The sequence below is a fragment of the Butyricimonas sp. genome (assembly GCF_019423355.1).
In the GTDB taxonomy this organism is placed as follows: Bacteria; Bacteroidota; Bacteroidia; order Bacteroidales; family Marinifilaceae; genus Butyricimonas; species Butyricimonas faecihominis.
The window spans coordinates 321,258-328,471 of sequence record NZ_JAHZBP010000006.1; the positions used below are offsets into that span (position 1 = coordinate 321,258).

Genomic DNA, 7,214 nt, shown 5'->3' on the forward strand with positions numbered 1-7,214 from the left:
ATCTTATATATTAAAAACTTACACTCAAATTCAACGTAAACACCGGTTGTTGCGTCCCCACTAACGAGCCGGATTCTGGGTCAGACTCCTTGTAACGGGTCAAGGTGAATAGATTGGATGCTTGAAAAGCAACCGACGCATACTGAATCACATTCTTTGTCTTCTCGATTAACCAATAAGGCAATCTATATCTCAATGACAAGGAAGACATACGCAAATAATCACTACTTCCCACGGTACGGCTGTTAGCATACAATTTCAGATTATCCACGGCTGCCGAGGAATAATAGGGACGATGGTAAATCTTATTTTCATCTCCTTCCTGAAACCACATATTCTCAACCTGTCCTTCAATCGCATTATAATTAGCATTGCTTACCTCTCGCACGTATGAAAAACTATACGCCTTTTTACCTCCGAACACGAAGTAAAAATCCACATCCAGATCAAAGTTACCATAGGACACCGAGTAAAAAAAACTACCGGAATAAGGCGGGGTGGAATGTCCCAAGGCAACCATATCTTCCCGTGTCAGTTTTTCCGTTGCGGCAATCTCTTGTCCATCAGCTCCCCGAAATACCGGAAGTCCCGTCATCGGATTAATCCCTAATGACACGGGACCATATATCATATCATACGATTTTCCAACCTCAAAACTGGGAACCATATCATACTCTGACGTGTACAGGCAATCCGTGTGATACAAATCCACGACCTTATTCTGATTGTAGGCAAGATTCAAACGCCCGGACATCCGCCAGTTGTTCCGGTCCACGACTTTTACATACAATTCACCCTCGACACCGCTATTTTCCAAAATACCGATATTCCGTTTCAACGTAGTAAAGCCGTTCGAAGCCGGGATAGGCACATCCAGCAAAGCATCTTTTGTACGACGGCGATACCATCCGGCATTCAACGTCACCCGATTCCATAACCCTAGGGAAATTCCCGCATCAATATCAATGGTCTGTTCCGGTTTCAAATCGGCATTATACAATCCCATCAATGACAACAACTGATCGTCTCCATACGAATCCTCGGAATATTGAAAAGTAGCCACAGCCGATGAAGGAGAAACTCCCTGTAAACTTGCCGTACAACCGTAAGATGCTCTTAATTTCAACTCAGTCAATACCCCATTGTCCTGCAAAAAAGGATAATTCTTCAACGACCATCCGGCACCGACTGCCCAAGCGGAATTCCAACGTTTATCACTAGGTAATATGGAAGATGCATCACTCTTATATGTTCCGAACAAATCATAGATATTATTCCAGGAATACCCGGCTAAAACTCCTATACCCAACTGGGCCGTCTTCTCATTCTTTGAAGTGAATGATGGCTTCCGGTTGCCCTCTATTGACTGATTTACTCCTGATGCAGACTGCATTTTCTTAGTCAATCCATAACCTGTAATTCCCAAATTATCATAGCGATCGGAATAAAAGTCAAAATTCGCTCCCAATGTCAAATCGTGTTTTCCGAATGTCCGGTTATAAGTCACACGTACATTCGATGACAAATTCATGGTAGTATTCTTATCTTTTGTCAATTTTCCCCGTTCCCGTTCCGGAACACCACTTGTAATTTCAGAATATGCGGTCGGAGGCGTGATTCCCAGTTTCTCGGACAACACGTAATCAATACCCGCAACGGCAGCGATCTCCAATCCTTCGATTCCCCGGAAGTTTATACTTCCTGAAACTCCGGCCCGTTTATCTGATGATTCTTCACTGTATTGGTTGAACAAATCCGCATACGTTCTTCCCGGAAAGGAAACCAACTCTGCGTTCACATCTTTTGTTTCATAAGGATTCAACTGATACACTAAATCTGTTGGAGAATAACTCGTACCATTCGGCGTGTTCGTGAGAGAATACCCGCCATTCACACTCAAAGATGCATACAACTTTGGGGTTACCTCCTGATCTACGCTCAACCGTGCCGTTACCCGCTTAATATCGTTTCCGGGAATACGCCCTCCCTGTTGCGAATAATTCAAAGAGGCATAGAAACTGGTTTGCTCCGTTCCCCCTCTCGCACTCAAATTATGTTCCTGATAGAAATTATTACGCAATAACTCTTTGAACCAGTCCGTATTAATACGTGACAAGGAATCCAGTATTTGCTGCCCTCTGGCAATTAAACTCTGCAAACTCGGATCATTCGCATGATATTTCCGATAGTAATCTTCACTGTATCGATACCCCGGAGTTGCTGTATTTTCCAGTCGACGTTCTAATTCCAGCTTTTCTCTCGAATCCATCATATCTACCCCCCGACGTCCCCGAAGAGTCACACCCCCACTGAAACTATAATTATATACCATTTTCCCGGCTGTACCTCGTTGGGACGTGATTTCCAGCACCCCGTTTGCCGCCTTGATTCCATACAGCGCACAAGCCGCAGCATCTTTCAACACTTTGATCTCCTTTATGTCATTGGGATTCAATGTTAAAAAAGCATCCGACGAAATCACTTGACCATCCAGAACATACAATGGTTCGTTTGCCGCATCTCCCGCCCGCAAAGAAGACGTTCCGCGAATACGAATCTCCGGTTTACTACCCAAATCCCCTTTGTTGGTCACAATCAATCCCGGAGCCATACCTTGCAGGGCAAGCGCCATATCCAACACGGGTTTATTGTTCATGCGCCGAACATCCACTTCATTCACCACGCCCGTTTTGGCCCGTACATCAATCTCGTTAACATTTGCCCGGGCCCTTACCTGTACTTCGTCCATCTCGTTATAACTGTCTTTCAACACGACATTCATAAAACGATCGCCCGTATATTTAATCTCTTTTGTCTTTTTACCGATAAAGGTAAACACGACCTCCATACCCATCACGTCAGGTACGACCAATGAATAATTCCCGTCTATTCCGGTCACGGTGCCCACCGTTGTTCCTTTGATAAAAACATTTACTCCCGGTAATGCTGCCCCCTCTTCATCATTCACCTGACCTTGGATTTTGACTGTTTTGGAAGCCGCCTCCGGGGTTTCCTTCGCATATAATATAACCGTTTTGTCCTTTATTTTATAGGTAAGATCTGAACCCTTCAAGGCAATATTCAACACAGAATCCAACGTAACTTCTTTCACCTGAATAGTCATTTTCTTCAAGTTCATAACCATTGCATTGTTAAAGAAAAAGGTGTAATCTGACTGTTTCTTGATTTGGTCTGTCAACTGGGCAAATGAACCATTCTTCAAATTAATTGTTAGTTTTTTCTGTTGGGCAAACACACTCCCCCCAAACATAAACACGAACAACAAGCCCCATAAAATACGCCTGAAAACATACTTACCTTTCATAGTTCCTAATTTTTTCAATGTACAATAATACTTTGTCCTTCTATCGTGAAATGCACGTCACTCGTAAGCTCGATGATCTCCAACACCTCGTTCAAATCTTCATATTTCTTTACATCACCAGTAAATACAATATCTTTCGCCTCTTCTCGGTAGAATTCGACTTTCACATCATACCACCGTGCCAGATTACGCATCAGATCCTCCAGACGCATATCTTTAAAGACCAAACGTCCCGATCTCCAAGCAGTAAACAATGCTGTCTCTACCTTGTATTTTTCCATTCCTTTCCCCCCGGTCAAACAAACCTGTTCGCCCGGCACCATTCTCACCTTTTCTCCTTTATCCATAGATTCTACCTCTACCACGCCTTCCTCCAAAGTTGTCCACGTTTTGCCCTCTTCCGCGTAAGCACACACATCAAAAGAAGTTCCCAACACGCTCACTTTAGCCTGCACGGTTTCTACCACGAAAGGACGACTTGTATCACGAGCGACCTCGAAATAAGCCTCTCCTTCCAAAATCACCTTACGAATCCCGCTTGCAAATACCACCGGATATTTCAATCGTGTCGCTGCATTCAACCACACTTTAGTCCCATCCTCTAAAGTCATAAAATACTCTCCTCCCCGCGGAACCTCCAACATATGAAATGCATCTTGCACGCCCGCACCCGACAGCGATTTGCCATCATAACTGATCCGCCCGGAATCCGCACTAATCTTCATTCCCCCGTCCTCTATACTTCTTTCTCCCCAATCCAGGACCTGCCTTTCTCCCGACGACAAGACTAATACGGCTTGAGATTTCCCGGCTTTCACCGTTATCGGTTCCTCCGTCTTCTCTTCTTTTATGTCCTCCTTGGAAAGTAACGCAACCGCAATTCCCAATGGAACGATAAACATAGCCGCATACTTCATCCATGTAATCCTTATCCTTCTACGCCTTGCAGATAGTTTATCCTGTCTCACTTTTCTAAATTCTTCCCATACCCTCATATAATCCAAACGCTCGTATACTTCCGCCTTACGCTCCATCAGCTCGGTCGAACTCCACAGAGCAAACAACTCCCGATGGCGCTCGTCCTCCGTTAACCATTTTTCCAACTCCTGCAATTCCCCTTCTTCCAAACAATCATCTAAAGACTTGGAAATAAACTCTGATATTTTAAATACATTTTCTTCCTTATCCATAAACAAATAAATTTTCTTTTCTTCCGTTTCTAACATTCATTTGCCCAGAAACACTTCAGAAAACAAAACGGGGGGATAAGAATAAAAAAAAATTAAAATTCGATCACAAACGTATTACAAATGTTTGGTCGTAGAAATACCTTAAACCGGGTATTTACGAGAAAAGAATACCTATAAATATTGAGTATATGCCACCTTTTAATTTATTATACAATCTCTTTTTACCATCCTTTTTATACTCTTTTGCCGTTTCCAGAGAAATTCCCATTAACTCCGCCACTTCTGAGATTTTATACCCTTTTAACGTCAACGACATAACTTTTCCGCATTGCGGTGGCAACTGTTCTATGGTAGTTAAAATTCGTGCAAACACATCCTCTTCCATCATTCGCTCTAAAAACACCTCTTGATTCTCTCCCTCTTCCAACATTTTCATTTCATATTGTCTCCTGATCTTTAAATGACGTAAATAATTCAAGGATTTGTTTCTCACTCCCGTATATAAATATACTTTCAGCGCAATCCGATTATCAAACGCCATCTCTTTATCAAGCAGCGATATAAAGAACTCCTGCACAATATCTTTTGCAACCTCTTCATTCCCCACATACTTCCCCGCAAACAAAACCAATGGAACATAATAATAGTGATAGAGTAACTCGTACGCCTTCTCTTTCCCTTGGTGCAAATAATCCAATAACAGGTCACGCTGATCCATAACTTAAAATTATTTGACAAAGATAACTTAAAATTTCTTTAAACAAAGAACATACAATCCGATTGCAATATCTTTGCAATCGGAGAAAAACAACCAGACTATGATTCAAACAAAAGCCGACTACATACACACCCGAATTGCAGAGGGAGAACACCAGCAACAGGATTTCAAATTCGAGATTTCCGATGCTCGCAAGATCGCTAAATCCCTTTCCGCATTCTCCAACACGGACGGGGGACGATTGCTCGTAGGAGTAAAGGATAACGGCAAGATTGCCGGAGTTCGCTCGGAAGAGGAGATTTACATGATCGAGGCTGCCGCAAAACTTTACTGCAAACCGCAAATAGATTGTGAAATGCACGTCCACACCGTGGAAGGGCGTACTGTTCTCGAAGTCATTGTTCCACCGGGAGAACAGAAACCCTATTGTGCCAAGGATCACGATAACCGCTGGTGGGCCTACATCCGGGTTCGGGATGAAAACATACTTGCCACCCCCGTACATATCAAAGTATGGCAACAAGTCGGAACCCCGAAAGGAGTATTCGTACATTACACGGAAACAGAACAAATGTTACTGGATTACCTTTCTTCACACGACTCAATCACCCTGAACCAGTACTGCCACATGGCAAAAATATCTCGTCCCAAGGCAGAAAACACGCTAGCCAAATTCATCCGGTTTGAACTCATCGAACCGTATTTTGACGGGCAGCGTTTCCTTTTCAGACAAAACGAAAAGAGTTCATGATTTCAACTCACCCACGGAACCGGGATAACTCGTCAATCATCATTCGGGCAAATCGTTCGGATGCTCCGGCATCACCCAATTTCTCGTTCACCTCATCATATCCGTCCAACATCTGATGTCGTTTCCCTCCTTCCGGAAGGATTGCCGAGAGTTCCCGCAACAGGTTCTTCTCGTTCAATTTCTGCATCAATAATTCGGTTACCACTTCTCGACCGGCAATCAAGTTGACCAACGAAATATATTTCACTTTAACAAAGGTCTTAAACAGGAAATAACTCAACGCCCCCCCTTCCCCACTGTAACAAACCACTTGGGGTGTCCGCAAAATCGCAGTTTCCAGCGTGGCCGTTCCTGACGTGACCAAAGCTGCACGAGCCTGTTGTACCAACCGGTAGGTCTGCCCGTAAATTATCCGAACCTTCACGTCCTGCAAATAAGGTGCATAATCCTCGTCACTCATTGACGGGGCTCCCGCTATCACAAACTCATGATCGGGAAAATGTTTTACCATAGTTAGCATCTTCGGCAACACGTGTTTCAATTCCTGCGAACGACTGCCCGCCACCAAAGCGATGATCGGTTTACCGGACAAGCCATTTACCTGCACGAACTCATTGAATGTTTCGTTCTTGAAAGGACGGTCGTGAATAGCATCCACCAACGGATTTCCGGCATACTGCACGGAATAATCATACCGGGCATAAAAGTCTACTTCAAACGGGAAAATCACGAACATACGATCCACCAACCGCTTGATCTTCTTCACCCGTCCCGTGTTCCAAGCCCAGATTTTCGGGGAAATATAATAGAACACGGGAATATTCGCCTCCTTGATAAATTTAGCCACCCGGAGATTAAAACCACCGTAATCCACGAGAATCACTACATCCGGCCGCCATGCCAGAATATCTTGGTGACAGGCGTCAATATTTGCCTTAATCTTGTCCAGATTTTTCAAGACTGTCAGGAAACCCATGATGGCCGTGTCCTTATAATGACGAACAATCTCACATCCGGCCTCCCGCATCAAATCACCTCCCCACCCGCGGACCTTTGCATCCGGGTCAAACTTTCTCAATCCCTTAATCAGATTAGAGGCGTGCAAATCGCCCGATGCCTCTCCCGCAATAACGTAGTATTTCATTGACTTTTTTCTATTCTTTGGGCAAACTTACGAAAAATCTCTGGAATAACCTCGAAAAACGGGAAAAATGACGCTAAATGACTTAA

At 43.8% G+C, this 7,214-nt stretch carries 5 protein-coding genes; 1 reads left to right on the top strand and 4 read right to left on the bottom strand.

The annotated features are described in order from the left end of the window. Nucleotides 1-10 precede the first annotated feature (10 nt). From QVC79_RS10695 to QVC79_RS10705, 3 genes are all read right to left on the bottom strand, one after another. Entirely contained in the window at nucleotides 11-3,325 is a 3,315-nt protein-coding gene (locus QVC79_RS10695) for a SusC/RagA family TonB-linked outer membrane protein (protein ID WP_270592847.1), read from the bottom strand. A 14-nt stretch (nucleotides 3,326-3,339) separates the two neighbouring features. Then, on the bottom strand, nucleotides 3,340-4,515 hold the full coding sequence (locus QVC79_RS10700) for a FecR family protein (protein WP_270592846.1): 1,176 nt from the start codon (nucleotides 4,513-4,515) through the stop codon (nucleotides 3,340-3,342). 154 nt (nucleotides 4,516-4,669) lie between these two features. Further along, nucleotides 4,670-5,233, bottom strand: coding sequence for a sigma-70 family RNA polymerase sigma factor (locus QVC79_RS10705; RefSeq protein WP_087422015.1), 564 nt, complete (start codon nucleotides 5,231-5,233; stop codon nucleotides 4,670-4,672). A gap of 100 nt (nucleotides 5,234-5,333) precedes the next feature. Between QVC79_RS10705 and QVC79_RS10710 the strand changes: the two genes are divergently transcribed. Then, nucleotides 5,334-5,984: an AlbA family DNA-binding domain-containing protein gene (locus QVC79_RS10710; RefSeq protein ID WP_270592845.1), complete on the top strand. Its 651-nt coding sequence runs from the start codon at nucleotides 5,334-5,336 to the stop codon at nucleotides 5,982-5,984. Nucleotides 5,985-5,991: 7 nt separating this feature from the next. Here QVC79_RS10710 and lpxB read toward each other — a convergent pair whose 3' ends face one another. Continuing rightward, a complete protein-coding gene (lpxB, locus tag QVC79_RS10715) occupies nucleotides 5,992-7,128 on the bottom strand; it encodes a lipid-A-disaccharide synthase (RefSeq protein ID WP_270592844.1) in 1,137 nt (378 codons plus the stop codon). Nucleotides 7,129-7,214: the final 86 nt, after the last annotated feature.